The organism is Desulfovibrio fairfieldensis (assembly GCF_001553605.1).
Taxonomy (GTDB): domain Bacteria; phylum Desulfobacterota; class Desulfovibrionia; order Desulfovibrionales; family Desulfovibrionaceae; genus Desulfovibrio; species Desulfovibrio fairfieldensis.
In genome coordinates this window covers 742,257-767,500 of sequence record NZ_CP014229.1, presented here as the reverse complement: position 1 = coordinate 767,500, position 25,244 = coordinate 742,257, and the positions used below count along the sequence as shown (strand labels likewise).

Below are 25,244 nucleotides of genomic sequence, written 5' to 3'. Positions count from 1 at the left end.
GCCAGCGCCCTGGAAGCCCTGGGCCCCACGCGCCAGACTCTGATGGTGGGCGACGGCATCAACGACGCGCCCGTGCTGGCCACCGCCGGAGTGGGCGTGGCCATGGGCGGCCTGGGTTCGGAAGCGGCCATTGAAACCGCGGACGTGGTCATTCTGGATGACAATCCCCTGCGCCTGCCGGAACTGCTGCGTATCGCCCGGCGTACCCGGCGCATTGTCTGGGAAAACATCGTCCTGGCCCTGGGCATCAAGGGCCTGTTCATGGGACTGGGCATTGTGGGCCTTTCCGGCCTGTGGGAAGCGGTCTTCGCGGATGTGGGCGTGGCTCTGTTGGCCGTGCTCAACGCTTCCCGCGCCGGGCGGATCTGAGCGCGGCCACGGCCGTGGCGGTTTGCGTGGAAAAGGGCGGGGGTTTTGGTCCCCGCCCTTTCTTCATATCCGGCCTCACATCCGGCTCCCCGCTGAGGCGGCCCCGGCCGGACCGCGCCGCAGCGTGATAAGCGCGATTTCCGAGGGCACATCCACGCGCAGGGGAAAGCCGTTCCAGAGCCCCGCGCCGGAACTGACATACAGAGGCATGCCCTCAACCCGGTACCAACCCCGCACATACCCATGATTGAACAGGGCCACCAGGGCGCTCAAGCCCGGCGCGTGACCGCCGTGGGTATGGCCGGAGAGCTGCAAATCCACATCTTGCCGGGCGTTGCGTGGGGCATTACCCGGCCTGTGGTCAAGCAGAATGCGCGCCGTCCTGTCCGGCGCTCCGGCCAGGGCCGTAGCCAGGTCCGGTTCGGGCAGGCCGAAGCGGGCGGCCACCGGGTCGGTGACGCCGGCCAGCACCAGCTCCCGGCCGCGTATGCCGAGCACCTGATGGCCGTTCAACAGCATGGTGATGCCCAAATCGGAAAAAATCTCCGTCCACGCTTTGAATCCACTGTAATACTCATGGTTGCCCGCGCAGGCCAGCACGCCGTGCCGGGCGCGCAACCGGCGGAGCTCGGCCGCGCTCTCAGCGCGCGCCGCGGGCAACCCGTCCACGAGGTCGCCGGTCAGAACCACCACATCCGCAGCCTGGGCGTTGACCCTGTCCACCACGGCCCTGACCCAGTCCTTGCCCAGCAGCGGGCTCATATGCAAATCGCTGATCTGCGCCAGCCTGAGGCCGTCCAGGGCTTCGGGCAACCGGGGCAGGACGACTTCCCTTTGGCGGACCTCGGGGACGGCCACGGCTTCGTAAACCCCGTAAGCCGTGGGGGCCAAAACCAGCCCGGCCAGCGAGGCGCGGCCCAGAACGGAAGCCGGAGCGGCGGCCAGACCCGAAGTCAGAAAACGTCTTCTACCGACGGAAAAAGCCGGGCCTTGCCGTTTGTCCCGCCGCAAAGCGCGCCTCATCAGGCGCACGAGCCGGACGCCCAGGCAGAAAACATCCCGGACCAGCACCAGCACGAAAAGAAAAAGCAGGCTGGTGAACAGCCAGCCCTGGAGCATCAGCACCCACGACGGCAGATCGGGCGCGGACAATCCCCCGAAAAAAAGCCCGTTCAAAAGATGCTCCTGCGAAGCGAGAAAAAGCGCGGCTCCCGCCGCGGCCTTACCCGCACGGCTCAGGCCCGACGGCAGCACCAGCCGAAAAAAGAGATACAGAAAAAGAAATGCGGCAGGCAGATAGAGCATCACAGTGCGGCCTCCTCGACGGGGCAGGATCAGGGGTTTAGCCGAAGGCTGGGAACAACAACACGTTCAAACCAACCCGTGGCCAGCTTGTTCCAGGGCGGCCAGAGCTTCGGAGAATTTCTCCCGCTTCACCAGGATGTAATCCGTGGCATAGGTGGACACGGCAAAAATGCTGATGCCGCGACGCGCCAGCAATCCGGCCAGTTCCGCCAACACGCCCACCAGAGAGAAATCCAGCGCCCCTTCGATGCGGAAGGCTTTCCAGCCGTCCTCACGGGCCAGGGCATTGTCCGGCGCTGTTTCGCTCCGGCAGACCAGGGAAAGTTCCTGATCCGTCTTGCCCAGAAAAAGGAAATCGTCCGCAAAGGAAATGCCTTCCGGGCCGCCGAGTTGGCAGACGGAAAAATCCCCGTCCAGAACCTTGATGATCATCCCGACTCCCGTCTGTTTAGAGCGTTTCAACTTTGAAAATGTTGAAGTGCTCTGGTGGCCGAATGAGCGGACGCCCGCGCCTGAAGCCAAGGCGGGACCACGTTCCCGCCGCGCGTCAGCCGTTGCCGCTGGCGGCTTGCGGATGACGACAGCAACGATAGGGTGAGGGCAGCGTCAGCTTTGAAATTGGCACAATTTCAAAGCGAATTCGCTCTAAAAACAGCCTCTAGTGCCGGATCAGTTTCCGGCAGTGGAAAAAAGGCGTCAGATGCCGGGTCCAGCGGGAAAAGAAGCGCACGCAGAAGCCGGTCAGCACGGCGGCGATCACCGTGCCCTCGCGCAGCCCCACCACATTGTGCAGTACGGCAAAGGACAGACCGGCGGCCAGGGCAACCAGGGAAAGGTCAAAGAGCACCTTGATGTTGCCGAAAATTTTACGGGCACGGTAGGCAATGGCGATGACGATGCCCTCACCGGGCTGCACTGTGGCATTGCTGACGATCTCCAGGCTGATGCCCAGGCCCAGCACGCCGCAACCGGTCAGGCAGAGCAGAATCTGCAGGGGGTAGACATCGGTGACCAGAGGTCTGGTCAACCACATGCAGATGTCGATGAACACGCTGAACAGCAGCACCGCCGGTAGTTGCAGGAGATGGGCCGGGGAGAATTCCTTCCGGAGCAGTACCTTCTGCAAAGCCACGAACAGCAGGTTGAGCAGAAAGGTGGCCGTGCCCAGGCTGAGCGCGAAAATGGCCCCCAGGGCATACGGCAGGCTGGTGATGGGTGTAGTGCCCAGATTTGAATTGGTAACTAGGGCGATGCCCAGGGCCATGACAAAAGATGCAAAGCAAAAACCCGTGTAACGTCGAACGAATTCTTTTTTCTTCATAAAGGCCAGTCTTTCAGGAAAGCAGCAGCTTCAAATGCTTATAAGCCCTAGCTGTGGCCATGCGGCCGCGCGGGGTGCGCTTGAGAAAGCCGCACTGAATCAGATAGGGCTCATAAATGTCCTCAATGGTCCGCACTTCCTCGGAGCAGGCCACGGCCAGGGTTTTGATGCCCACGGGCCCGCCGTCATAGTGGGTGATCAGCACTTCCAGGAGCTTGCGGTCCATCTGGTCCAGGCCGTGCTCGTCCACGTCCATGCGCTTGAGGGCCGCCGAGGCCTCCCCGCCCGTGACCTGCCCGTTGCCGCGAATCAGGGCGAAATCCCGTACCCGGCGCAGCAGGCGGTTGGCGATGCGCGGCGTGCCGCGCGAACGGCGGCCGATCTCCTCCGCGCCATCCGGGGTCACTTCCACGCCCAGAATGCGCGCCGTGCGCCGCACCACCCGGGCCAGATCCGTGGGGCTGTAGTACTCCAGTCGGGCCACAATGCCGAAACGGTCCCGCAGGGGCGAGGAAATCAGTCCCATGCGCGTGGTGGCCCCCACCAGGGTAAAGGGTTCCAGGTCGATCTTCACCGTGCGGGCCGCCGGGCCCTGGCCGATGACCAGGTCCAGCTTGAAATCCTCCATGGCCGGGTAAAGCACTTCCTCCACGGCAATGGGCATGCGGTGGATTTCATCCACAAACAAGATGTCGTGGCGGCCGAGATTGGTCAGAATGGCCGCCAGATCGCCGCTGCGTTCCAGCACCGGCCCGGAGGTGCAGACCAGATTGACGCCCAGTTCGGAAGCCATGATCTGGGCCAGCGTGGTCTTGCCCAAGCCAGGATTGCCGTAAAACAGGGTATGGTCCAAGGCCTTGCCCCGCTCCCGCGCGGCGTCCAGATAGACGCGCAGGTTGGCGCGCAATTCGTCCTGGCCGATGAAATCGTCCAGACTGCGCGGCCTGACGCTCTCGTCCAGACCCGCTCCGGAGTCCGGGGCGCTCATGCCGCACTCCGGCCCCGGCGGCGTCCCATCCCATTCCGCCATCACGATCTCCCCTTGGCCAGCGCCTTGAGCGCGGCCCTGAGCGCGCCGGTCACATCCAGATCCGGCTCTTCATGCAGGATCTTTTTGACCAGAGGCGCGCATTCCTCTTCGGCATAGCCAAGATTGGCAAGGCCATCAAGCACATCCCGGAAGACCGAGCCGGGCCGCCCGGAGGCGGCCAGCACGGCGGCCTGGGGCACATCCTCAACCTTGAGCTTGTACTTGAGCTCCAGAAAAACATGCTGGGCCGTCTTCTTGCCGATGCCCGACACGCGCGTGAGGGCCAGCACGTCGTCCTCCAGCACCAGACGGCGCAGATCGTCGGGTCGGAAAATGGACAGGATGGCCAGGGCCGTGCGCGCCCCCACCTTGGAAATGGACACCAGCACCTCAAAGGTCTGGCGTTCCTCAAAACTGGCGAAGCCGAACAGCTCCAGGGCGTCCTCGCGCACGGCAAGGCTCGTGTACAGGGCCAGCGGTTCGCCCCGGTCGGGCAGGGCCGCCAGCGTATGGGCGGGCAGGGCCACTTCATAGCCCACGCCCCCTTCAGTGACGATGAGGCAGGCATTGCCCCAGGTTTCGGCCAGGCGGCCTTCAAGATAGGCGATCATACAACTCTCGGATTAAGGTCCCACCTCACGGCAAAAGCCGCGCGCCCCCAGAGCAGATTAACTTTGAAATTTTACAAAGTTCAAAGTTGGCATTCTGGCGAAAAACGTGGTTTTCGCCAGAATCCACGCCGCGTTGCTCTCGATGCCTGTACGCCCTTTGGGCTACAGGCACGGCCCTACGGGCCGCCCGTCGGGTCGGTCTTCGTGGCGGCTGCCGCCTTCGCGTCAGCAGAGCAATTTCAAAGTGAAATTGCTCTAAGAAGCGCGGCCGCAATGCGGGCGTGGAGACCGCATTAAATGAATGCAAAACAATGGTTTTGGCAAGTCCCCTGCACAGAGCTCCCGTTTCCGGCCCCGGATTCCACGGGCGGCGGAGGCGGGCTCAGAACAGAAGCAACAGGGAGCCCGCAGTGATCAGCAGACCGCCCGCAATGACCTTCAGGCTGACGGGCTCGTGCAGAAAGACCATCGCCAGTATCATGGCCAGGGGGACGCTGAGCTTGTCCACGGGCGCGACCCTGGAAACGTCGCCCAGCTGCATGGCCTTGAAATAACACAGCCAGGAAAGCCCCGTTGCCAGGGCCGAAAGCAGCAGAAAAAACAGCGTGTGGCCGTCAAGGCTTCTAAGGCCTCTGGCCGCGCCGGTACAGAGCACAATACCCCAGGTCAGCACCAGGATGAAACTGGTTCTGATGGCCGTAGCCAGGTTGGAATCCACATTTCCGACGCCGAGTTTGGCAAAAATGGCGGTCAGGGCCGCGAAGAAGGCGGCGCCAACGGCATAGACGCTCCACATGGACGTCAGCCTCCGATGCCCACCATCTGTCTGTCCGCCACAGCCGCGCCCGCGCGCCGCGTGCGCAGCAGATCCGCGCCCACGGGCTTGTCCGCGCAGGCCCGGCGGATCACTCCCGCCAGGATCTCGTCCGTGATCCGGGGATGGCGCAGCAGGCCGCGCAAACGGTATTCCTTGTCCGCGAACAGACAGGTGCGCAATGCCCCCTCACTGGTCAGGCGCAGGCGGTTGCAGGTCAGACAGAAATGATTGGTCAGGGGCGAAATAAAGCCCAGCCGCCCTTGGCCGCCCTCAATGCGGTACATGCGGGCCGGGCCGGATTCGGCCTCCGCGCCGGGCTCGTCGGGGGATACGGGAATCAGGCGCGCGCGGCGCGCGGCTTCCTCCCGGATGTCATCGGCGGACCAGAAATTTTCCGGGCTCCAGAGCGTGCCGCTGCCCATGGGCATGAATTCGATGAAGCGCAGATCCAGGGGCATGGTCCGGGCCGCGTGCACAAAATCGTCCATCTGCCCGTCGTTGACGCCCCGCATGGCCACCACATTGATTTTCACCCGCACGCCCGCAGCCAGCAGGCCGTCCAGCGCGGCCAATACCGGGGGCAACAGGTCCCGGCCCGTGACCCGCGCGAAGGTTTCGCGGTCAAAGCTGTCCAGGGAAAGGTTGACCGCGCTCACGCCGATCCGCCTCAACAGGGGAATATGCGGCTCCAGCAGGGTGCCGTTGGTGGTCACGCGCAGATCCATGTCCGGAAAACGCGCGTGCAGCATAGCCAGGAACTGGCCGCACCCCTTGCGGGCAAAAGGCTCCCCGCCGGTCAGGCGCACTTTGCCGATGCCCAGGGAAGCGGCGATGCCCACCATGCGCGCCATTTCCTCATAGCGCAGGACCTGCTCATGGGGAATGCAGCGCTGTTTGGCGTTGCTGCGGCAGTACAGGCAGCGCAGATTGCAGCGGTCCGTCACTGAAAGGCGCAGATAGCGCACGCTGCGGCCGTGGCCGTCATGCAAGGCGCGCATAAGCCTCCCCGCCGCCCGGAAGCGGCCAGTTGCCAAGAACGCGAAATGGATTTACATCTGCCTGCATGAAACACCTGCTGCTTTGGGCGGCCATCGCGGGCTGCCTGGTTGTGCCGCTGACGGTTCTGGCCTGGGACGGTTTTGACGCCGCCACCACCGATCTTGTGGAAATCACGCCCGACAGGCTGCCCTCCCAGGGCGACACAGTGGACGTCCGCAACTACGATACCGACACCAGCCAGACCTGCCTTGTGGAAACCGTGACCCGCAACGCCCGCACGGTGGAGGTGGTGGTGCGCACGCCCAAGGGGCTCAAGCGCACCCTGGTCATGGAAGGCCGTTAGGGAAACACTGATTAACGGCCTTTTTGCCCTCTGCCTGCGTCCGGCCCACTCCGTGCGAAGGTTGAATATGTTTTGAATATACGCCCTCCGTCCGGAGTTCCCCGTCCTTGGCAGAGAACAAACATCTTCATTAATCAGCGCGCCCTTAAGAGCATTCCAACGTTGGCATTCTGGCGAAAAACGCGGTTATCGTTGTTGTCGATCCCCGTATGGTTCTGTTGTCGCCAACGGGGACAGCCCTTCGGGAGGCCTTCGGTCGCTTCGCCGGAATCCACGCCGCGTCGCTCTCGATGCCTGTGTGCCCTTTGGGCTACAGGCCCGGCCTTACGGGCCGCCCGTCGGGTCGGTCTTCGCGGCGCGCCGCACCGTATGCGGCGCTAGGGTCTGTTAACACTATAGAATTTTTGTTCGCCTGCAAGGAAGATAAACCTGCTTTGAGGGAGTGTACTCTTCTGGTACTCGACCGAAAAAGCAGGTGAAATCTGACGCGGCAGGAGGGCAAAAAGGCATAGCGTTAACAGACCCTAGAGCAATTTCACATTGAAGTTGCTCTAGCTTTTCCCTTCTTCCTCTTCTTCCCGCTCATAGCCCGGCAGCAGTATGCTGGCGCTTTCGGTCTGCCCCTGGCCCTTGGGGCAGTGGCTCTGCATGTGGCAGATCTCACAGCCGCCCCGGAAGGGGAAATGGGTCACCACCGCGTAGCGGCGGCTGAGCAGGGATGATTCCTCACTCTTGTAGGGCAGCCCCAGACCGACCAGAGCCTCGCGCAGCGCCGACGTGGGACGCGGCGACGGCGCGCAGCCCCCGTCCTCCACCTCGGGCAAGAGTTCCTGCACGGCGGCCATGCACAAAAACTGGGCCAGATTATTGATCAGAAAGCCGTCGGACGGGGATTTGCCCCAGGCTTCATCCACGGCTTGTTCCACGCTCTCCGGCAGCCAGATCGCCAGATAGGAAATCTTGCCCGTGCCCACTTCATACGCCTTCAGCTCCGGCAGCCATTCTCCCCAGAGCTTCACAAGCCGTTCCAGAACGGCTCCGCCCAGGCGCGTTTCCCGGCTCATGTTCATGAAGGCTTCCATGTCGAAATACGGCTGGATCTGACGCTCGGCAATGCTGGTCTCGCTCACAGGATCTCCTTAAAAGAAGAGGACAGGATTGGAGTTCAAAGCGTGCCGGAAGCGGCTGACTGCGGGCACGCCCTCTCACGCTATTGTAACCAAGGGACGGGCATCGTCAAGAGCGCGGGCGCGGACAATCCGCCGGGGCGCGTCGGCTTTACTTCCCCACGCGCCTTGCGTATTTATGGGGCGCATGTATTCCGGCGACCTTTCATCAAAAGGAACTTCCATGAACAAAAACGACGCTCCGCCCTCCAAAATCCGCTACAAATATGAAATGGCGTCCGAAGCCCGCCTGCAGACAGCCCACGGCGTCTGGGGGGGGATCAACCCCCAGGGCGAAATCGAGATGAATTTCTACCATGAGAGCGATTGTCTGCCCGCCTATTCCGAGCGGCTGATCGCGCCGGACGGCTCCATCGGCCACGAAATCACGCCCGAGGATGACGAGCAGCGCGGGGTCACCCGCCATATCCACAGCCGCGTGCTGCTTAATTACCACACGGCCCGCGCCGTTCTGGAATGGCTGGAAGACCGGGTGGCCGCCCTGGAAGAGGAAGGGCCGCCGGACATGTACGATACGGACTCGGGCATTGAACAGTAGGGGCTGTTTCTAAATTGTCCTTTCGCCCCCTGCCTGCGTCAGGCTCGCCCCGTGCGACGGTCGGGTTTGAATATGCTCCCTCCGCCCAGGACTCGCCTTGCTTTAGCCGCAGGCGAACTTGTGAGCCGTACGGATAACGGCGGCAATTGGTTACGCAAAATGTGATCCGGGGAAATTGCAGTCGCTATCCGTAGTGATGCTGTCTTGATCCGCAATACGGCTGCGCCGTGAACGGCTCAAGCAAGCCGCCGGCGCGGCAGCGGCCAGCGCCCTTGGCAGAGAACAAAAATCCTCATTTAGAAACAGCCCCTGGCAAACGTGCGACCATGACTGAAAAAAGTTTCCATATTATCACCTTCGGCTGCCAGATGAACGTGCACGATTCCCTGTGGCTCGCGCGCGCCCTCACAGCGCGCGGTTTCACGGAAGCGCCGCTGGAAGAGGCCGGGGTGGTGGTGGTCAATACCTGCTCGGTGCGCGAAAAACCGGAACAAAAGGTCATGAGCGCGCTGGGGCGGATACGCCAGGTCACGGGCGGCAATTCCGGCGTGCTGGTGGCCGTGGCCGGCTGCGTGGCCCAGCAACTGGGCACGGCCTTTTTCGAACGTGAAAGCCAGGTGCGCCTGGTGGCGGGCAGCGACGGCATCAGCGGCGCACCCGCGGCCATTGAGCGCCTGCTGGCCGAACCGGATCTGCGCCTTTCCCTGCTGGACTTCACCAGCCATTACGTGGAGCGCGAGCCAGGCGCGGACGGCCCCTCCGGCCCGGTGGCCTACGTGAACATCATGCAGGGCTGCGACAATTTCTGCGCCTACTGCATCGTGCCCTTCACCCGAGGCCGCCAGAAATCACGCGCCACCCCGGCCATTCTGGACGAATGCCGGACCCGCCTGGACCAGGGCGCGCGCGAAATCACCCTGCTGGGCCAGAACGTCAACGCCTTCGGGCACGACAAGAGCGGCGACGGCGTGAGCTTCGCTCAACTGCTGGCCCAAGTGGCCGCCCTGCCCGGCCTGGAACGCCTGCGCTTCGTGACTCCGCACCCCAAGGACATGGGTCTGGAGGACGTGGCCGCCTTCGCGGAACTGGCCCCGCTCTGCCCGCGTCTGCACCTGCCCCTCCAGGCCGGTTCCGACGCGGTACTCACGCGCATGCGGCGCAGATACGACCGGCGCGGCTTTCTGGAACTGGTGGACAGCCTGCGCAACGCCCGGCCGGACCTGGCTCTTTCCACGGATCTGATTGTGGGCTTTCCCGGCGAGAGCGAGGAAGATTTTCAGGCGACTCTGGAGATGATGGAAGCCTGCGGCTTCATGTCCAGCTTTTCCTTCTGTTACTCGGACCGCCCCGGTGCGCGGGCCGCGCTTTTCCCGGACAAAATTCCGCCTGAAGTCCAGCAGGAGCGTCTGCTGCGCCTTCAGGCCCTGCAGGATCGGCTCAGCCAGCGCTGGCTGGACGCCCGCGTGGACCGGGAAACCTGCCTGCTCATCGAGGGCAGAAGCCGCAAGGATGGCCCGGACGGGGAAAGCAGCTGGCAGGGGCGCGATCCCTACGGCGCGTTGGTCCATATGGCCCTGCCGCCGGAGGCGGACCATACCGGGCGCATGGTGCCGGTGCGCATCATCGAGGCCAAGAAGCACAGCCTCATGGCCCGACGGGCGGGTGATATATGGTAGAAATGCGCGTATTCGGCCTGACCATTGATCCCCAGACCAAAACGCCCATCGTCATCCTGCGGGAGATGGACGGGGATGTGGTGCTGCCCATCTGGGTGGGAGCCATGGAGGCCATGGCCGTTTCCCTGGTGCTCAACAACGAGCGCCTGCCCCGCCCCCTGACCCACGACCTGCTGCTGATGAGCATCAGCGCGCTCAAGGCCGAGTTGGTCAACGTGGAAATCACAGACCTGAAGGACGGCGTCTACTACGCCCTGCTGGTGCTGCGCGGCCCCGAAGGCCGGGTGCGCGTGGACTGCCGCCCCTCGGACGCCATTGCCCTGGCCCTGCGGGCGGGCGCGTCCATCCTGGTCAATCCGGATGTGCTGCGCCGCTCGGCTGAAGCCCAGAGCAAAGCTGAAGAGCGCCTGCGCGAGGAGACCCCGCCGGTCCAGCCCGCCGACGCGGCCACGGACATGGTGCGCAAGGCCGGCGCGCGCAAAGAGGTGGACATGCTCAACGGCCTGTTGAGCCGCCACGGCAGCCTGCCCGGAGAGGATGACACTACCGAGGACCAGAAATTCCGCGACCTTCTGCGCTCCCTGGACCCTGTTTCCCGCCGTAAAATGTAAGGCCGCCCCCTCCGCCGCTGCCGCCGCTTTCCGCGCGTCCTTTCCGGCTCGCCAGGCCGCGCTTCTCAATGCCGCCGGACCATATCCGGCGCGCGCCGCTTCAGAAAAAATTTACTTGGCCGCCAGGCCGCGCCATATGCCCTTACCCCTCCAATACTAGTTTTTTTCTAGAAAATTTCAAATATTAATATATTGATATAATTATTTATTTTAGTCTTATCAGACTCCCGCCCCATAGCCGTCCCTAAAGATTTTACCCTTATATTCCGATAGGCAGGGCATACCACGGATGGAAAAAACTATGTTGGATTACCGCCGTTTTAAAGAAATCAACGACCTCTTCGCCTCCGGCCAGCCGGAAAAAGCCCGCCGCCTGCTCATGGAGATGCAGTCCCGCTGCATCGCCCTGCGCGATGAAATGAGCATGCTCAAAATCCGGCTGCAAACCCTTGAGGATATTCTCTACCTCTCCCAAAATCTCTATGAGGAAAACGGTTTTTACTGGTTGCGTACCGCCGGGGTCAAACAGGGACCGTTCTGCCCGCATTGCTATGAAAGCGAAGGCGGCCTGATCCGCCTGGAAAAACAGAGAAAAGGCCTGAGCTGTCCCTACTGCAATGCCGGATACAAAAGCCGCATCAGTATCATAGCCGAAGCGGACGAGCCTTTTAGCGGCCGCCAGGCCCGAATACTTCCCTTCGCCAGATAGAGCATGTAACGCTTGAAGTGCTCGTTTGCGGCGAGCAAAGCCGGTTTATCCGCGTTTCGCGGCGAGAAGCCGTAGACAAACTTGCGGAGCCGAAGCCCCGCGAGAACAGGCGGCGAAAAAGCCGGGTCCGGCACTTGCCGGACGACAAAAGCGGCTATACTATTATGTATAAGGTAAAGGCCACGGCGGCCGATGCGGCGCCGTGGCCTTTCGTGTATGCAAGGAAGACCCCATGACCAGCCGAAACAGCAGCCTGCCCGGCGTTCTTCTGCTCAGCGAAAGCGAGGCTCTCGCCGCTCTGGACAGACGCGCCCTGCGCGACGCGGGCGTGGCCCGGATCCGGGTCATGACCTCGGGCATCCAGGCGGCCCGCATTCTGGCGGGCCTGGCCACGGACAGCCAGGGCTTCCAGCCGGACATCATCGTTTGCGGCCAAAAACTGGCGGATATGGACGGTGAACAATTCTGCGCCATTCTGCGTCTGCATCCCCGCCTGCTGGCCGTGCCCATCCTGCTGATCTTGCCCAATGACAGCGAAGTGGAGCAGCTCAGAACCCTGGGCTGCGGCGCCAGCGCACTGCTGGGCAGGCCCTATTCGGTGACTTCGCTCAAGGAGCAGCTGGTCACGCTCGCCGCCTCGCAGCCCCGCCTGACGCAATTGCAGCAAGCCGCGCGCTATACCGACACCAAGGCCTTTGACGCGGCCGTGGCGACCTATGGCATACTGCTCAAGCCCGTACGCCAGCCCGAGGATTATTTCCGCGTGGGCATGCAGTGCCTCCAGCAGAACCGCTGGAACAACGCCATCAATGCCTTTCAACGGGCTTTGCGCAACGCCCAGATCAAGGGCGAGGCGGAGCTGGGCATGGCCGTGGCCTGGAAAGGCAAGGGCGACCTTTCGCGCTTCCGCGCCTGGCTGGCCAAGGCGGCCGCCACTTTCGTACGCGCCCGCCGCTGGCACCGCGCCCGCGCCGCTTACGCCCGCCTGCTCCAGGAAGATCCCACGGCCAAAAGCCCCTTCCTCAGCCAAGCCCGGCAGCTCATGCGCCAAGGCCTGTACGACGAGGCCGCCGACACCTTGGCCCAGGGTTTCGAAGTGACGCCCAAGGCCCAGGTCTGCGACAAGATAGCCCAGACCTGCCTGGCCGCAGACGAGCCCGAGCGCATGCTGCGGGATCTGGAGGCCAGTCTGGGGCGCGCCATGGGCGCGCGGGGCAACCGCCTGAGCGACGACATTCGCGACAGCCTGGAAGCCCTGGTCCGCGAGCAGGAAAACCGCCGCCGCCAGGCTGCGGCGGAACGGCAGTGGAAAGTGTCGCGCCTGCTGGCCGGGCAGAAGGAAGACGCGGAGGAAACAGAAGCCGCGCCCGCTCCGGAAGCCACGGCGGAAAGCGAAACAAAACCGGCAACCGAGGCACAGGTGGAGACGCCGGAAACAGAGACTCCGGAACAGGCGGCGCCCAAATCTCCGGCAGCGGGCCGGGCGCGCACCAGCCGGATTATTGCCACCAGCGTCATGCCGCCGGAGGAAGGCGCTTCCCGCCCCGCCCTGGATCTGGGCCTAGACGAACTTCCGCCGCCCGGCGGTGCCCGGCCCGGAGCAGGAGCGAACGGACGCGGCGCGAACCGTTCCGGTTCGCCGGATCAGACCGGGATTCTGTCTCCCCTCAGTGAAGCCGAGGCCACCAGCGGGCTCTTCACGGGCCGCCCCAGACTCAATGAATTCCTTTCGGTCATGAAGCTGACCTGGAAGCTGGCCCGCCGCGACAAGAAGTAAAGCTCAACTCCAGGGGCTATTTCTAAATCAGGATTTTCGTTCTCCGCCAAGGGCGCAAGCCGTTGCCGCGCCGACGGCTTGCTTGAGCCGTTCACGGCGAAGCCGTGTTGCTTTAGCTGTAGCCGCAGGGCGGCGTACAGATAGGGACAGCACCGCTACGGATAGCGACAGCAATTTCCCTGGATCACATTTTGCGTAACCAATTGCTGCCGTTATCCGTAGGGCTCACAAGTTCGCCTGCGGCCAAAGCAAGGCGAGTCCTGGGCTGAGGGAACATATTCAAACAGATCCGGCCTTCGCACGGGGCGAGCCTGACGCAGGCAGAGGGCGAAAGGACAATTTAAAAACAGCCCCTAGCGGCGCACGCGCGCCCGAATGGCCGCATCCCCCAGATGGTGCAGAAAACGCACCCGCCAGAGATAGCAGCAGGCCCCAAAGCTCAGCGCCGTAATGTAGGCGATCCAGAAACCCGCCGGGCCCATGGCCGGAACGATCCAGTTCGTGCGGGCCAGGGTAAAGCCCAGGGGCAGGCCGATGACCCAGTAGGCCAGAAAGCAGATCACGCTGATGATCCGCGTGTCGTTATAGCCGCGCAGGACGCCCAGAGCCACGGTTTGCAGGCCGTCCACCACCTGATAGCAGGCCGCGTAGAATAAAAGATGCGCGGCCAGGGCCGTGACCACGGGATCATCGTTGTAAATCCGCACAATGCCGTAACGGAAGGCCACCGTGCAGACGGCGATAGCCAGAGCGAACAGCACGCTCAGGCCCAGGGCCGTGCGCGCGGCCACCCGGGCCTGCTCCATTTTGTCCGCGCCCAGGCAGTGCCCCACCCGGATGGTGGCGGTCATGCCCAGCGCCAGAGGAAACATGAACATCAGGGTGCTGAAGTTGGTGGCGATCTGATGCCCGGCCACGGCCACCGTGCCCAGTGGGGCCAGCAGGATGGCTGTCACGGCAAAAAGCGAGACTTCAAAGAACAACGCCAGAGCGCTGGGCAGGCCGATGCGCAGGATACGGAGAATCAAGGCCGGGTCGAAACGCGGATAGTCCGGGGCGGAACCGTCCCTTTGGCGCGCGGCGCGCCGGGAAAATAGAGGCGCGTAGATGGGGTGCAGATCCCGATACTGCGGGTCGCGGCGCAGATAGTAGAACATGGCCAGGGCCATGAACCAGTAACAGAGCGCCGTGGCCACGCCGCAGCCCACCGCGCCCAGGGCGGGCAGGCCGAATTTGCCGTAAATCAGCACATAGTTGCAGGGCACGTTGAAGGTCAGACCCAGCATGCCGATGATCATGGCCGGGCGCGTGCGCGAAAAGCCCTCCAGGAAGCTGCGCTGGTTGACGAAAAGCATGAAGCCCGGCATGCCCCAGAGAATGGCCCGCAGATAGCCCCCGGCTAGGCGGGCCAGCTCCGGCTCCAGACCGAAGGCGGCCATGTGCCAGGACACGGCGTAAAACAGACTCATGAACAGCACGCTGATGCCGCAGGTGAGCCAGATGCCCTGGCGCAGCAGATGCGCCGCGCCGTTGCGGTCCCCCGCGCCCACCATCTGGGCGGTCAGGGGCGGCAGCGCGAACAGGCTGCCCAGGCCCAAAAGGGAAAGCGGCGCCCAGATGGAACCGGCCACGGCCACGGCGGCCATATCCTCGGCGCTGGCCTGGCCGGTCATGGCCGTGTCCGCGAAGTTCATGCCCACCTGGGAAAGCTGGGCGATAAAGATGGGCAGACCGATGGCGTAGAAACGCCGGGCCTCGGTCCAGGAAAAAAAGCGTCGGCTCATATGCGGGGCCTCTGAAAAATAAAGTGTACTTTCCGGCCAGCGCTCCGGCCAGTCGGCGGCAATGCGCCGCGGTCCGCGCCTGCCGTGAAAAAATCGGGCGAGATCCACAGGGCTCCACAGGACGATGACGAGCATTGCCTTGTCAGGCCATATGGGTGGGCGGTTTGTCCGAAGGCGCTTTGCGGGACAAATTCCGGGGCCGTCTCCCAAAAGACGGATCAGAGCAGTGCAAGTGTCAAATACTCTGGGCTCAGCTCTCCCTGCAAGAAAACAGCCAGGCACGGCCTAAGAGGCAAAAGACGCTCTCAGGAGAAGCCCCCTGGGGCTGTTAACACTATAGAATTTTTGTTCGCCTGCAAGGCGAGATAAACCCGCTTTAAGGGAGTGTACTCTTGCCTCAGTCGTTGCAGCGAAGCTGCTTACGAATGAGGACAGAGCGATCTGGTACTCGACCGAAAAAGCAGGGAAAATCTGACGCAGCAGGCGGGCAAAAATGCATAGCGTCAACAGATCCTAACGCAAAAACAACCCCTCATCGGGAATCCGTCGCCCTTCCAGGGCGGCGGCGCGGCCCACCAACAGTTCAATGGCTTTCCGGCCCGCCTCGCCGAGATCAAGGCTGTAGTCCGTGACAAAGGTTTCGATATGGGCCCGGGTCACGGCGTCGTCCAATTCCTGGGCGTGGGAGCGGATAAAATCCCGCGAGGCCGCGGGATGGGCGCGGGCGTAGCGCAGGCTTCCGGCTATAGCCGTCTGCACGGCTTTGGCGGTTGCCGGAGGCACGTCGCGACGCACGGCAATGGCTCCCAGCGGCAGCGGCATGTGGAACGCGCCTTCCCACCATTCCCCCAGATCCAGAATCCTGGTCAGGCCCATGCGCTGATAGGTGAAACGCCCCTCGTGGATGATCACTCCCAGGTCCGCGTCGCCGCGCGCCACGGCGGGCATGACTTCGCTGAAAAGCATCTCCCGACGCGGCCCCTGAAAACCGCCATGCAGGGTGAGCAGCAGGTTGGCCGTGGTCAGCAGGCCGGGCACGGCCACCCGCGCCGTGGCCCAGGCTTCCGGCTGCAGCGCTTCGCGGGCCACCACCAGCGGGCCGCAGCCCCAGCCCAGGGCCGCGCCCGAGGCCAGCAGGGCGTAGTCGTCCATGATCCGCGCGGCCGCGCCCAGAGACATCTTGGTCACATCCAGTTCTTTGCGCCGGGCCAGGCCGTTGAGTTCCTCCACATCGGCCAGATGCGGCCTGAAGGCCACGGGCGCGGGCACCAGGCCGTGCAGCAGGGCATGGAAAATAAAAGTGTCGTTGGGACAGGGCGAAAGGCCCAGGGAGAGCGTTTCAGACATAGGGGCGGACATTTTTTCCCTCACATTGACAGCGCACGCCGGGCGGGCTTAGTCTTGCCGACGGCCGTTTTGGCCGCCACTCCAGCGTACAGGACTTGCACATGCTTGACGCCGCACACTACGCCGCACTGGGCCTTTCGTCCATCCATGAAAAAGTGCTGGCCGGCCAGCGTCTGAGTTTCGACGACGGCCTGGCCCTGTTCAGCTGTCCGGACATCACCGCCGTGGGGGCCCTCGCCCTGCACGTACGCCGCCGCCTGCACGGCGACGCGGCCTTTTACGTGGTCAACCGGCAGATCAACTATACCAACGTCTGCGTCAACGGCTGCACGTTCTGCGCCTTCCGCCGCGACGAGGACAGCGAGCCCGGCGCGTTCCGCCTGAGCAAAGAGGATATCCTGGAGCGGCTGCGCGCGGCCCGGCAAGGCTCCCTGCACCTGGACGAGCTGCACATCGTGGGCGGCTGTCATCCCAAACTGCGCCTGGGCTGGTTTGAGGACGTGCTGCGCACGGTGCGGGAAGTCTACCCCGACCTGCCGCTCAAGGCCTTCACGCCCGTGGAAATCGAGCATTTCGCCAGGCTGGAGGGCATCAGCAGTCTGGAAGTGCTCCAGCGCCTCAAGGCCGTCGGTCTGGTCATGATGCCCGGCGGCGGCGCGGAAATTTTCGACGAGGAACTGCGCCCGCAAATCTGCCCGCACAAGGCCGACGCCAAGGCCTGGCTGCGCATTTCCGGCGAGGCGCACGGCCTGGGCATCAAGACCAACTGCACCATGCTTTACGGCCATCTGGAAAATCACGCCCAGCGCGTGGACCATCTCTGCCGTTTGCGCGAGCAGCAGGACAAAAGCGGCGGCTTCACCTGTTTCATCCCGCTGCCCTTCCTCACTGAAAACAGCCGCCTCAAGTTGCCCGAGGACCGGCTGGGGCCCCAGCGCGGGCTGGACCAGCTGCGCACCGTGGCCGTGTCCCGGCTGATGCTGGACAACATTCCGCACCTCAAGGCCTACTGGATCATGATGGGGCCCAAACTGGCCCAGACCGCGCTCTGGTACGGGGCCGACGATCTGGACGGCACCATCGTGGAGGAGCGCATCGGGCATATGGCCGGGGCCGAATCCGCCCAAGGGCTGACCATCCCGGAGCTGGAAGACATGATCCGCCAGTCGGGCTTCAGGCCGGTGCGGCGTAACGCCGTTTTTGAAACCATGTTGCCGGACGCCCCCGGCGAAAGCAGACACGCGGAGGCGCGCTCATGAATTTCGCTCCCGCCCACAGCCCTTTTGAGGAAAACGCGCCCGAATTTGCGGATGTCCGCGAGGCGGCCGCGCTGGCCGCCGCCGGCCAACGCCTGGACCGCGCCGCCGCCGAAGCCCTCTACTACAAGGCCAGCCTGCACACCCTCGCCGCTCTGGCCCACGCCATGCGCCTGCGCCTGCACCCCGAGCCGGTGGTGACCTATGTGGGCGACCGCAATATCAACTATTCCAATGTCTGTGTCTGCGGCTGCCGTTTCTGCGCCTTTTTCCGTCCCCCGGAAAGCGGCGAAGGCTATGTCATCAGCCGGGAGGAACTGGCCGAAAAGGTGGAGGAAACCCTGCGCCTGGGCGGCACCCAGATTCTGCTCCAGGGCGGGCACCATCCGGACCTGCCTCTGGAATGGTATGAAGACCTGCTGCGCTGGCTGCGCGAAACCTGGCCGGAACTGCACATTCACGCCTTTTCGCCGCCGGAGATCTTTTTCTGGTCCGAAAAATTCGGCCTGACCGTGCCTGAAGTGCTCCGCCGCCTCAAGGCGGCCGGGCTGCACTCCCTGCCCGGCGGCGGCGCGGAAATACTGCATAACGAAGTGCGGGCGCGGGTTTCGCCCAACAAATGCACGGCCGACCAGTGGCTGATGGTCATGGAAGAAGCCCACAAACTGGGCATGCGCACCACGGCCACCATGATGTTCGGCCATGAGGAGGAACCCTCCCACCGGCTGGACCACCTCTTTGCCGTGCGCGCCAGCCAGGACCGCACCCACGGCTTCACGGCCTTCATCCCCTGGACCTTCCAGCCCGCGCACACCCGCATCCACTGCGCGTCCCTGCCCGCTCCCGCCTATCTGCGGCTGCTGGCCGTTTCGCGCCTGGTGCTGGACAACGTGCCCAATATCCAGTCCTCCTGGGTGACCATGGGGCCGCAGGTGGCGCAGCTGGCGCTCTTCTACGGGGCCAATGATTTCGGCTCGCTGATGATTGAGGAGAACGTGGTGGCCGCTGCGGGCGTGTCCTACCGCCTGAGTCGCGGGGAAATCCACAAAATCATCCGCGCGGCGGGCTTCACGCCCGTGCAGCGCACCATGAACTACACGCCCGTGCGGCCTCAGCCCGAGGTTTAACCATGAGCACCCCCCACGTCCTGCGCATGGGCCGCATCAGCTATCTGAACGTGCTGCCCGTGTATCATCCCCTGGAAGCGGGCATCCTGCCCCACGACTTCGAGCTGGTCTCCGGGCCGCCCGCCCTGCTCAATGAGATGATGTCACGGGGCGAACTGCACGTCTCGTCCTGTTCCTGCTTCGAGTATGCCCGGCGGCCCGAGCGTTACTATCTGGTGGGGGATCTCTCCATCGGCTCGCGCGGCCCGGTCATGAGCGTGCTGCTGCTCTCGCGCCTGCCTGTTGAAGAGCTGGGCGGGCACGAGATTCTGATCAGCGGCGAAAGCCACACCTCCGTGGCCCTGCTGCGTTTGCTCATGCGCGACCGCTACAAGCTCGACGTGCGCTTTTCCACCGGGCCGGTCACTCCGGCCCTGCGCTCGGACAACCCGCCCACGGCCTTTCTGGCCATCGGCGACGAAGCCCTGCGCCTGCGCAACCATCCGGACTATCCCTACCGCCTGGATCTGGCCGAAGCCTGGCGTGACTGGACAGGCCTGCCCTTCATTTTCGGGCTCTGGGTGGTCAGCCGGGAAGCCGCGGAACAGGGCCTGTTCAGCAGCGACCCCGGCGCCCTGCTACGCCGGGGGCGGGACTGGGGCCTGTCCCACATGGATGTGATTCTGGATCTCACCGGCCTGGGCTGCCCGTTGTCGCGCGAGGAACTGCGCATCTATTACCGCGACGGCCTGGTCTACAGCCTGGGCGAAGAGGAATTGCAGGGCCTGCGACTCTTTTACAAAAAACTCGCATTCGCGGACATGATCCCCGCCGCGCCGCCCCTCCGTTTTTTCAGCATGTAACATTGCGACCGCCATGACAAAGAAGCCGGGAGCGCTGATATGCGTCCCGGCTTCTTGTCGTACAGACCGCGTCTCCGCGTCCGTCGTCTTGCTTTTGGCGTCTACTTCATGGCATCGACAATGGCCTTGGCGCTGACCTGTCCCAGCACCTTGCCGTCCACCACCACTGCGGGCAGGCTTTTGACGCCGTAATAGCGGCAGAGCTGAACCGTCTGGTACATGTTCACATTGCCCGCATTATAACAGTATTTGGCCACCGCCAGTTCATCCTTGGCGGGCACGGGCGGGCGCAGTTTGGACAGGTACCCGTAATGAATGGGATAGTCCGTAGCCGTGGCCGTGGCGTCGTATTCATTGGTAAAGGGCTTCACGTCGCCGGAACGCTTTTGCGCCGCCTTGACTGCGTTCCAGCGTTCAAGGGCGTAGCTCAGGTAGGGCATGGCCTGGCCGGGCCGGGAATAGGAAACCCAGATGGCAAGGCCCATCAGGTCCGTGCCGTAATTTTCCCGGCTGTTGCCGAACACGGCGATCTTACACTGCTTGGGCGATAAAGAGCGGCTGGCCTCAACCACCGCATGCCAGACCTTTTCGCTCTGGGGCGCGGAAAAATCGAGCAGGACCAGGACTTCATGAGGGGCCTTGGGATCGCCGAAAACCACGGGATAGAGTTCCTGACGCCAGTGCCCGCGGTAAGCGGCCTCGCCCTCGATGCTCTGAGTGTGCGCGCCCATCTTGCCGAGCATCTGCGAGGCTTCGGCGGACATCAGGCGGGTGTTGGGCAGGCGGTCATGCATATACGGGTTGAAGGCATTGGCCCCGCCGCCCGGCGTTCCCGGCGCAAGGGCGGCTTCCGTTTCCGCGCCGGGGGCGGGATCGCCCGATGCGGCGGTTCCGCCGGTTCCGGCCGCGCCGCAACCGGCCAGCAACAAACCCAGAAGCACTGTGGACACAAGAAGTCCGCGCATGATTCACCTCTTTGCTTAGAAAAATGACACAAACGCGCCGTCCGGCCCTGCCGGGGCGCGGTTCCGGATCAGATTAACTTTGAGATTTTACAATCTCAAAATTTTGAAGACGCCCGCTTCGGCATTCAACAGCGCAAATAAATTGCGCTTATGCCTCGCGGCGGCCGTCTGCTCATGCAGTCGCCGGAGCAATTTCACTTTGAAATTGTTCCGGATCACGCTTCAGATCCAGCTGCTCCGTTGTCTGCCGCCGCGTCGAAAGAACGCGCGGCGTCCTCAAGATGGCGCAGCCAGATTTCGGCAAATCCGGCATATTCCGCCGTGCCCTTGAGCACCGGCACACATTGGCGGCCGTCGGCCTCAATGCGTGAACGCCAGGATTGCGCCTGTTCCCCGGCCATGTCCTGCAGGGCATGACGGCCCACCACCGAAAGCAGGGGCATAAGCCAGACCCGTTCCGACGTAAGTCGGGGCAAAATATCTTCCAGCACCACCGCGCCGTTCATGGTGCCCACATGCACGCGCGGGTCCAGGGCGCTCACGGCCTGTGCCAGGTCCCCATAACGGGCCACAGCCGCGTGCCGGGCTCCGTGCCCCATGAGCACCACATCCTCTCCGGGCGCGCGTTCCGGCGGCAGATGGCGCGTCAGGGCCAGAGCCGCCTGGGCCACATCCTCCGGCTCGGCCAGCAAAGGCGCGCCCACCCGGCAGACAAGGCCTTCTTGCGCGGCCACCTCATCCACTGCGGCGCAGACCTCGGCATGCTCGCGCCCGGGAATGGTCTGGAGCGGCTGCACGGCCACTTCGGTAAATTTTTCAAAACACAGCCGCCGCAAGGCCTTGAGCACGGAATCGCTTTTCTGCCTGGCTTTGGCCAGGCGTTCGCGCAGCAACAGCGAGGTATAGGCCCAGCGCACCGGCAGACCGGGAAAACGCGCGCGCACGCGGGCGTCAAAATTTTTCAGGGCGCTCTGGCCCTGGGCGCTGCTCGCGCCGAAAGCCACCAGAAGAATTGCGCGTTTCATACCGCTGTGTTGTACGTCACTTGCCCGGGTCAGGCAAGGCGACTCGTGCCGCAACAGCGCCGTCCGCCGGAAACTCTCAGATATTGACCCGGCTCCCCCAACAAGGCTACAGTGCCCGCAACATGGTTACTCCGCCCGTTCCGTCGCGCCGTCAGGCCCCGGGGGCGGGAGAAGCCGGGGAGGTTCAGATGGCTAAGGCCTTGGTTCTGGGGGGCGCTACCGGTCTTTTGGGTCAGGCGCTCACACGCGTGCTCACGGAACGCGGCTGGCAGGTGGAAACCCTGGGCCGCGCCGACGGCAATCTGCTGGAGATGCCCTTTCTTGAGGAACGCCTGGCCAAGGCGGACGCGGACGCGGTGTTCAACGCCGTGGCCTGGACGCAGGTGGACGACGCCGAGGACCATCCCGAGGACGCCCTGCTCATGAACCGCACCCTGCCCGACGCTCTGGCCCGCGTGCTCAAGGCGCTGGGGCGGGGACATCTGGTGCATTTCAGCACGGATTTCGTCTTTTCCGGCCCGCATCAGACCCCCTGGCGCGAGGACGACGCGCCGCATCCGGCCGGGGTCTACGGCCGCACCAAACTGGCCGGCGAGGAAGCCGTGCTGCGCGTGCTGCCCGAACGAAGCTGCGTGGTGCGCACGGCATGGCTGTTCGGACCGGGCCGCAAAAATTTCGTGGACACCATTCTGGCGGCCTGCCAGAAACGCGACGCCATCAGCGTGGTGCACGACCAATTCGGTTCGCCCACCTACAGTCTGGATCTGGCCCAATGGAGCGCAAGCCTGGCGGAAAAGGAGGCCACGGGCATCTGGCACGCGGTCAACAGCGGCCAGGCCAGCTGGTGCGAACTGGCCTGCGAGGCCATTGCCCTGACCGCCGGTCCCTGCCGTCTGGAGCCCATCGCCAGTTCCCAATGGCCCCAGAAGGCGCAGCGCCCGGTCTATTCCGTGCTGGACACCAGCAAGCTCAGCGAATTTCTGGGCAAGAAGCCACGCCCCTGGCCCCAGGCCCTGCGCGATTTTCTGTTCAGCGAATACGTGCCCGGCGCGCACGCCGACAAAGAGGGCACGCATTGAGCCGCAAACGTCCTTCCGGCGCCTGCGCCGCATGGAGGCGGCGGCTGCCCGCCCCGGCGGTTCTGGCTACACTGGTCTGCCTGATGTGGGGTCTTTGGGCCACGCCGCTTTCAGCCCGCCCGCAAAATCTGCGGCAACTGTCCGAGATCACCAATAAACTGACCGAAACCAGCGTCAGTTACGGGGCCATTCCCGCGCTCTACCGCCCGCGCTACGACCGCGTGCAGGACGCGGATCTGAACATGAGCCAGGAGGACGTGGTCTTTGTGGTCATGCTGCCGGGCGGGCCGCGCATTTATCCGCAGCGCTTCATGGTCTGGCATCAGGTGGTCAACGAACTTATCGACGATGTGGCCTATGCCGTCACCTACTGCCCGATCACCGGCACGCTGATGGCCTACAACGCCTCCATGAACGGCCTGAACCTGATTTTTGATCTGGAGGGTCGCCTCTATGACGGCAACAGCGTGCTCATTGACCGCAATTCCGGCAGCCTCTGGCTCCAGGAGACGGGCATGGCCTTTGACGGACCGCTGCTGGGCCGGGGCATGCCCACCATTCCCGTGTTCTGGACGACCTGGGGCGCGGCGCGCCGGGTCTACCCCGACGCCCCGGTGCTGGCCCAGCCGCGCGGCAGCCGCCCCTACGGCCGCGATCCTTACGGGAGTTATCTCAAAAAAAACACATACTACAACAACGATATCCTGGTCTATCCGGTGCAGCGTCTGGACCGGCGTTTTGCCCGCAAAACGCCCATGCTCTGTCTGGAATACGAAAATTTTCTGTTGGCTGTCGATATCGCCTACGTCAAAAAGAAAGGCGCGGTGAACTTTTTTCTGGGACCGTCGGCCCTGCTGGCCGTGCATGATCCCCAACTGGACGTGGTCCGCATCTATAACCGCCAGATCTGGGCCGAGCCCTTTCTCTTCGTAAGCCAGTACGGCCGCCTTATGGACATCAATACGCGCAGCGTCTGGGATCCGGCCACGGGCAAGGCCCTGGACGGCAATATGCGGGGCGCGTCCATGAAGCAGTATTTCGGCGGCTATTCCATGTGGTTCGCCTGGTACAGCCTGAACCCGGAAACCCTTGTGATTCCCGGCCCCGGCGAAGTGCCCGCCGATCTGCTTTCGCTCACCCCGCCGGGCGTGGATGATCCGGCCGGGAAGAGCCCTCCAGCGAAGAACGGCGATGCGGCGGGTACGAGAAGCTCACAGCCGTAGGCTATCCGCTTCAGTCATCCACCAGTCAGTCTGCCAAGCGCAACAAAACCGCCGCGCCGCCCAGCAGGGGCCGACGTTCCGACACGCGCAGGCCCGCCCGCTGGACGCAGCCTTCAAGACCGCCCTGCTTTAGAAAAGACGCAAACGCCGCGCCGCCACGCCTACTTGGCCACAGGTCAGGCCAGAAGCCCAGCAAGGCGCGCGCCAGCAGACAGGCGGGCAGTTCCAGATTGCGCTCCGGCGGTTTGAAATCCGCCGCCAGCACTTCCCCCCCTGTCCGGGCGGCCAGGTTCAGCAGGGCCGCGCCCTCATCCAGAGGCAAGTACCACAGAGCGAATGCCAGGCGGATGTACGCCGCGCTTCCCGGAACCGCGGCCTGCAACCATGCCTTGGAAGGATTGAGCGGCCCGCTCGTCGGCATGTCCAGCGCCGCCTTTGGCCAGGGCACGCGCGCGGCAAGAAAATTTCGGGGAAAGCGGGGCGGCGTGGAGAGAGTGTCAGTCACGCTTACGGGCTCCGTCAAGCCGCTTCAGCAGGGCCACGCGCACGGGGCCGTAGGTCGCGTTTTGCGGCAGGCCTTCCAGAAGCCGCCGGGCATGGCCGTCCTCCACAAACTGACGGCGGCTGGCCGCGAAGTGCATGTCGAAAAACCAGGTGCCGAGCAGCACGCGAAAGTCATTGACGCTGCGCAGATCGGCATAGGCCGCCACCTGTCCCGCCAGGGCCGCGCGCAACACCGCCTCTCCGGCCAAGGCGGGATCATCCGGCAGATTCAGGACCACGGTGGGACTGTACGGGCCGGGACCGCCCAGATGTTCATCCATGACCCGCAGAATATCCAGCTTGTCCGCGTCGCGCACCACATGGGCGGCCAGTTCCGTTTCGCGCGGCAGATGCGCGGGCAGGGAAAAGCGGTTGTGCATGCCCACGGCGGCCGGCACGATCTTGCGCGTGGCGTTGTCTTCCCCGGCCAGACGCGCCTCGCGCTTGAGGATTTTCACGCCCAGCAAGCCGTGATTGCAGGATTCCCGGTCCCGGAAGGTATGATAGAGCAGATACTGCTCAAAGCGGGCCACGTCGTGATACAACGCGGCCAGCAGGCAGGCACGGGTCAGGGCGGCGTCAAAGCCTTCGCTGGCCGTTACGCGGCGGGCGTTGTCCAGCACGGCCATGGTGTGCCTGAGCTTGAGATCCATGGGCGCGGGGTCGCCCTGTTCCTTGGCGCGCTCTCGCGCGGCATAGGCCGCGAACCACTGTTCATGCGGGCTGATATCCGGATTCATGGCCTTGGATGTACGCCGGG

26 protein-coding genes (1 of these 26 only partly in view) are annotated in these 25,244 nt (G+C 63.7%); 12 read left to right on the top strand and 14 right to left on the bottom strand.

The window, feature by feature from the left end; all coding sequences use genetic code 11:
• Positions 1–369 carry the end of a heavy metal translocating P-type ATPase gene (locus AXF13_RS03335; RefSeq protein WP_062251640.1) on the top strand. 1,581 nt of this gene lie to the left of the window's left edge, so 369 of the gene's 1,950 nt are visible here — the last part of the coding sequence; the start codon falls outside the window, past its left edge; it ends in the stop codon at positions 367–369.
• 75 nt (positions 370–444) lie between these two features.
• Here AXF13_RS03335 and AXF13_RS03330 read toward each other — a convergent pair whose 3' ends face one another.
• The 7 genes from AXF13_RS03330 to moaA form a co-directional block, all read right to left on the bottom strand.
• Entirely contained in the window at positions 445–1,674 is a 1,230-nt protein-coding gene (locus AXF13_RS03330; protein ID WP_062251639.1) for a metallophosphoesterase, read from the bottom strand.
• Between the two features lie 66 nt (positions 1,675–1,740).
• Complete coding sequence (locus tag AXF13_RS03325; protein WP_008685992.1) at positions 1,741–2,106, bottom strand: ACT domain-containing protein; 366 nt, start codon at positions 2,104–2,106, stop codon at positions 1,741–1,743.
• 226 nt (positions 2,107–2,332) lie between these two features.
• A complete protein-coding gene (locus AXF13_RS03320; protein ID WP_062251638.1) occupies positions 2,333–2,995 on the bottom strand; it encodes a YczE/YyaS/YitT family protein in 663 nt (220 codons plus the stop codon).
• A 13-nt stretch (positions 2,996–3,008) separates the two neighbouring features.
• Positions 3,009–3,983 carry a Holliday junction branch migration DNA helicase RuvB gene (gene ruvB, locus AXF13_RS03315; RefSeq protein ID WP_008685996.1) on the bottom strand — a complete coding sequence of 325 codons (975 nt, stop codon included), beginning with the start codon at positions 3,981–3,983 and terminating at the stop codon, positions 3,009–3,011.
• Positions 3,984–4,024: 41 nt separating this feature from the next.
• Entirely contained in the window at positions 4,025–4,636 is a 612-nt protein-coding gene (ruvA, locus tag AXF13_RS03310; protein WP_062251636.1) for a Holliday junction branch migration protein RuvA, read from the bottom strand.
• Between the two features lie 382 nt (positions 4,637–5,018).
• The gene (locus tag AXF13_RS03305; protein ID WP_008685998.1) at positions 5,019–5,432 is read right to left on the bottom strand and encodes an EamA family transporter; all 414 of its coding nucleotides are present in this window, start codon (positions 5,430–5,432) and stop codon (positions 5,019–5,021) included.
• Between the two features lie 5 nt (positions 5,433–5,437).
• A complete protein-coding gene (moaA, locus tag AXF13_RS03300; protein WP_062251635.1) occupies positions 5,438–6,451 on the bottom strand; it encodes a GTP 3',8-cyclase MoaA in 1,014 nt (337 codons plus the stop codon).
• Between the two features lie 65 nt (positions 6,452–6,516).
• Here moaA and AXF13_RS03295 point away from each other — a divergent pair, with 65 nt between their 5' ends.
• Positions 6,517–6,795, top strand: coding sequence for a DUF5334 domain-containing protein (locus AXF13_RS03295; RefSeq protein ID WP_008686000.1), 279 nt, complete (start codon positions 6,517–6,519; stop codon positions 6,793–6,795).
• 551 nt (positions 6,796–7,346) lie between these two features.
• Here the strand turns inward: AXF13_RS03295 and AXF13_RS03290 are convergent.
• Entirely contained in the window at positions 7,347–7,925 is a 579-nt protein-coding gene (locus tag AXF13_RS03290; RefSeq protein WP_062251634.1) for a hypothetical protein, read from the bottom strand.
• Positions 7,926–8,145: 220 nt separating this feature from the next.
• On the opposite strand from AXF13_RS03290, the gene AXF13_RS03285 reads away from it, so the two are divergent.
• From AXF13_RS03285 to AXF13_RS03265, 5 genes are all read left to right on the top strand, one after another.
• Positions 8,146–8,520 carry a hypothetical protein gene (locus tag AXF13_RS03285; RefSeq protein WP_062251633.1) on the top strand — a complete coding sequence of 125 codons (375 nt, stop codon included), beginning with the start codon at positions 8,146–8,148 and terminating at the stop codon, positions 8,518–8,520.
• A gap of 326 nt (positions 8,521–8,846) precedes the next feature.
• Positions 8,847–10,196, top strand: a complete 1,350-nt coding sequence (miaB, locus tag AXF13_RS03280) for a tRNA (N6-isopentenyl adenosine(37)-C2)-methylthiotransferase MiaB (RefSeq protein ID WP_062251632.1) — start codon at positions 8,847–8,849, stop codon at positions 10,194–10,196.
• Positions 10,190–10,807: a bifunctional nuclease family protein gene (locus AXF13_RS03275; protein ID WP_062251631.1), complete on the top strand. Its 618-nt coding sequence runs from the start codon at positions 10,190–10,192 to the stop codon at positions 10,805–10,807. The genes miaB and AXF13_RS03275 overlap by 7 nt, the downstream gene beginning before the upstream one ends.
• Positions 10,808–11,108: 301 nt before the next feature.
• Positions 11,109–11,516, top strand: coding sequence for a hypothetical protein (locus tag AXF13_RS03270; RefSeq protein ID WP_062251630.1), 408 nt, complete (start codon positions 11,109–11,111; stop codon positions 11,514–11,516).
• Positions 11,517–11,748: 232 nt separating this feature from the next.
• The gene (locus tag AXF13_RS03265) at positions 11,749–13,293 is read left to right on the top strand and encodes a response regulator (RefSeq protein ID WP_062251629.1); all 1,545 of its coding nucleotides are present in this window, start codon (positions 11,749–11,751) and stop codon (positions 13,291–13,293) included.
• 353 nt (positions 13,294–13,646) lie between these two features.
• Here the strand turns inward: AXF13_RS03265 and AXF13_RS03260 are convergent, their stop codons facing one another.
• Positions 13,647–15,077 carry an MATE family efflux transporter gene (locus tag AXF13_RS03260; protein ID WP_062254700.1) on the bottom strand — a complete coding sequence of 477 codons (1,431 nt, stop codon included), beginning with the start codon at positions 15,075–15,077 and terminating at the stop codon, positions 13,647–13,649.
• Between the two features lie 513 nt (positions 15,078–15,590).
• Positions 15,591–16,436 (bottom strand): 1,4-dihydroxy-6-naphthoate synthase, encoded by an 846-nt coding sequence (locus AXF13_RS03255; RefSeq protein WP_062251628.1) that lies wholly within the window; start codon positions 16,434–16,436, stop codon positions 15,591–15,593.
• Between the two features lie 89 nt (positions 16,437–16,525).
• Here AXF13_RS03255 and mqnE point away from each other — a divergent pair, with 89 nt between their 5' ends.
• Genes mqnE through AXF13_RS03240 form a run of 3 tightly spaced genes read left to right on the top strand, consistent with a single transcriptional unit; the run spans position 16,526 to position 19,649 of the window.
• Positions 16,526–17,683 (top strand): aminofutalosine synthase MqnE, encoded by a 1,158-nt coding sequence (mqnE, locus tag AXF13_RS03250; RefSeq protein ID WP_062251627.1) that lies wholly within the window; start codon positions 16,526–16,528, stop codon positions 17,681–17,683.
• Positions 17,680–18,807: a cyclic dehypoxanthinyl futalosine synthase gene (gene mqnC, locus AXF13_RS03245; protein ID WP_062251626.1), complete on the top strand. Its 1,128-nt coding sequence runs from the start codon at positions 17,680–17,682 to the stop codon at positions 18,805–18,807. Before mqnE ends, mqnC begins: the two co-directional genes overlap by 4 nt.
• A gap of 2 nt (positions 18,808–18,809) precedes the next feature.
• Positions 18,810–19,649: a menaquinone biosynthetic enzyme MqnA/MqnD family protein gene (locus AXF13_RS03240; RefSeq protein WP_062251625.1), complete on the top strand. Its 840-nt coding sequence runs from the start codon at positions 18,810–18,812 to the stop codon at positions 19,647–19,649.
• Between the two features lie 101 nt (positions 19,650–19,750).
• Here the strand turns inward: AXF13_RS03240 and AXF13_RS03235 are convergent, their stop codons facing one another.
• Positions 19,751–20,614, bottom strand: coding sequence for a hypothetical protein (locus AXF13_RS03235; RefSeq protein ID WP_062251624.1), 864 nt, complete (start codon positions 20,612–20,614; stop codon positions 19,751–19,753).
• 215 nt (positions 20,615–20,829) lie between these two features.
• The gene (locus AXF13_RS03230) at positions 20,830–21,639 is read right to left on the bottom strand and encodes a sirohydrochlorin cobaltochelatase (protein ID WP_008686015.1); all 810 of its coding nucleotides are present in this window, start codon (positions 21,637–21,639) and stop codon (positions 20,830–20,832) included.
• 188 nt (positions 21,640–21,827) lie between these two features.
• Here AXF13_RS03230 and rfbD point away from each other — a divergent pair, with 188 nt between their 5' ends.
• A complete protein-coding gene (gene rfbD / locus AXF13_RS03225; protein ID WP_062251623.1) occupies positions 21,828–22,718 on the top strand; it encodes a dTDP-4-dehydrorhamnose reductase in 891 nt (296 codons plus the stop codon).
• Positions 22,715–23,941 carry a DUF3179 domain-containing protein gene (locus AXF13_RS03220; RefSeq protein WP_062251622.1) on the top strand — a complete coding sequence of 409 codons (1,227 nt, stop codon included), beginning with the start codon at positions 22,715–22,717 and terminating at the stop codon, positions 23,939–23,941. Before rfbD ends, AXF13_RS03220 begins: the two co-directional genes overlap by 4 nt.
• 25 nt (positions 23,942–23,966) lie before the next feature.
• Here the strand turns inward: AXF13_RS03220 and AXF13_RS03215 are convergent, their stop codons facing one another.
• Together AXF13_RS03215 and AXF13_RS03210 are read right to left on the bottom strand one after the other, a co-directional pair.
• A complete protein-coding gene (locus tag AXF13_RS03215; RefSeq protein WP_223299967.1) occupies positions 23,967–24,446 on the bottom strand; it encodes a hypothetical protein in 480 nt (159 codons plus the stop codon).
• Positions 24,439–25,224, bottom strand: coding sequence for an HD domain-containing protein (locus tag AXF13_RS03210; protein WP_062251621.1), 786 nt, complete (start codon positions 25,222–25,224; stop codon positions 24,439–24,441). The genes AXF13_RS03215 and AXF13_RS03210 overlap by 8 nt, the downstream gene beginning before the upstream one ends.
• Between the last annotated feature and the right edge of the window lie 20 nt (positions 25,225–25,244).